This window comes from Aliiroseovarius sp. S1339, assembly GCF_023195695.1.
Classification (GTDB): Bacteria; Pseudomonadota; Alphaproteobacteria; order Rhodobacterales; family Rhodobacteraceae; genus Aliiroseovarius.
This window is the reverse complement of record NZ_JALPQG010000018.1, coordinates 1-717: the sequence shown is the minus strand read 5'-3', so window position 1 is coordinate 717 and position 717 is coordinate 1. Positions and strand designations below refer to the sequence as shown.

The following is a 717-nucleotide window of genomic DNA, read 5'->3' as shown; positions in this document are numbered from 1 at the left end:
TTTGAGCCCATTGTGACGGTTGTCCGAACTATGCCGATTGCCATTGCTGCTATTCCCGGTGTGGATCATTCGCCGGAAGCGCACCGCGCAAATCCTCCGCATTTTTCCAGTCAGGTTTGGCGCTAGATCCGGTCTCGTCAGGGACAAAGGAAGATGCCGCAGCTTTGGTAAGATCAGGGATATATCGCGGACAGTTCGGAAAAATCTCGTCGGCGCTGACCTGCACAGTCATCTTGTGACCCTTGGGAGTCGGACCATCCAGCAGTGCGCATATACCATTGACGCGCAAGCGTTTGGGGTGTGCCCCGAATTCAATGAAAAGCAGCCCGACACGAGGCGATTTCATTGCGTTGCCAAGGCTACGGTACATGGAGTTTCCATCATAATCCGACCACTCCAAACTTGCGGGGCCAGTTACCCGCACAAACCCTGGTGCGCCGCCCCGAAAAGAGCAGTCGACGCTTGGCCCATGCGCCGTCGCGATAAAGAAGAACTCCGCGCTTTCGATGAAGCTGACATCTCGCTCTCGAAACGTGGAAAACCGACGATGCTTCTCCAACGCATCTGCCATGCGGCGACCGTCAAACTTGTCCTGCAATTCGCGATGTCCGTCATGATACATGCTGGTGGATCGTTCTGACATAGTTGGTCCTCTGCGGCAACTTGGGGCAGAATACCATAGATTCTCTGGTTTTCCGAACGTCCGCCTTGTCCCGC

Annotated in this window: 1 protein-coding gene; it reads right to left on the bottom strand. The window is 55.0% G+C overall.

What is annotated here, in order from left to right:
• Positions 1-49 precede the first annotated feature (49 nt).
• On the bottom strand, positions 50-643 hold the full coding sequence (locus MUY35_RS17040) for a pyridoxamine 5'-phosphate oxidase family protein (protein ID WP_248370381.1): 594 nt from the start codon (positions 641-643) through the stop codon (positions 50-52).
• Positions 644-717: the final 74 nt, after the last annotated feature.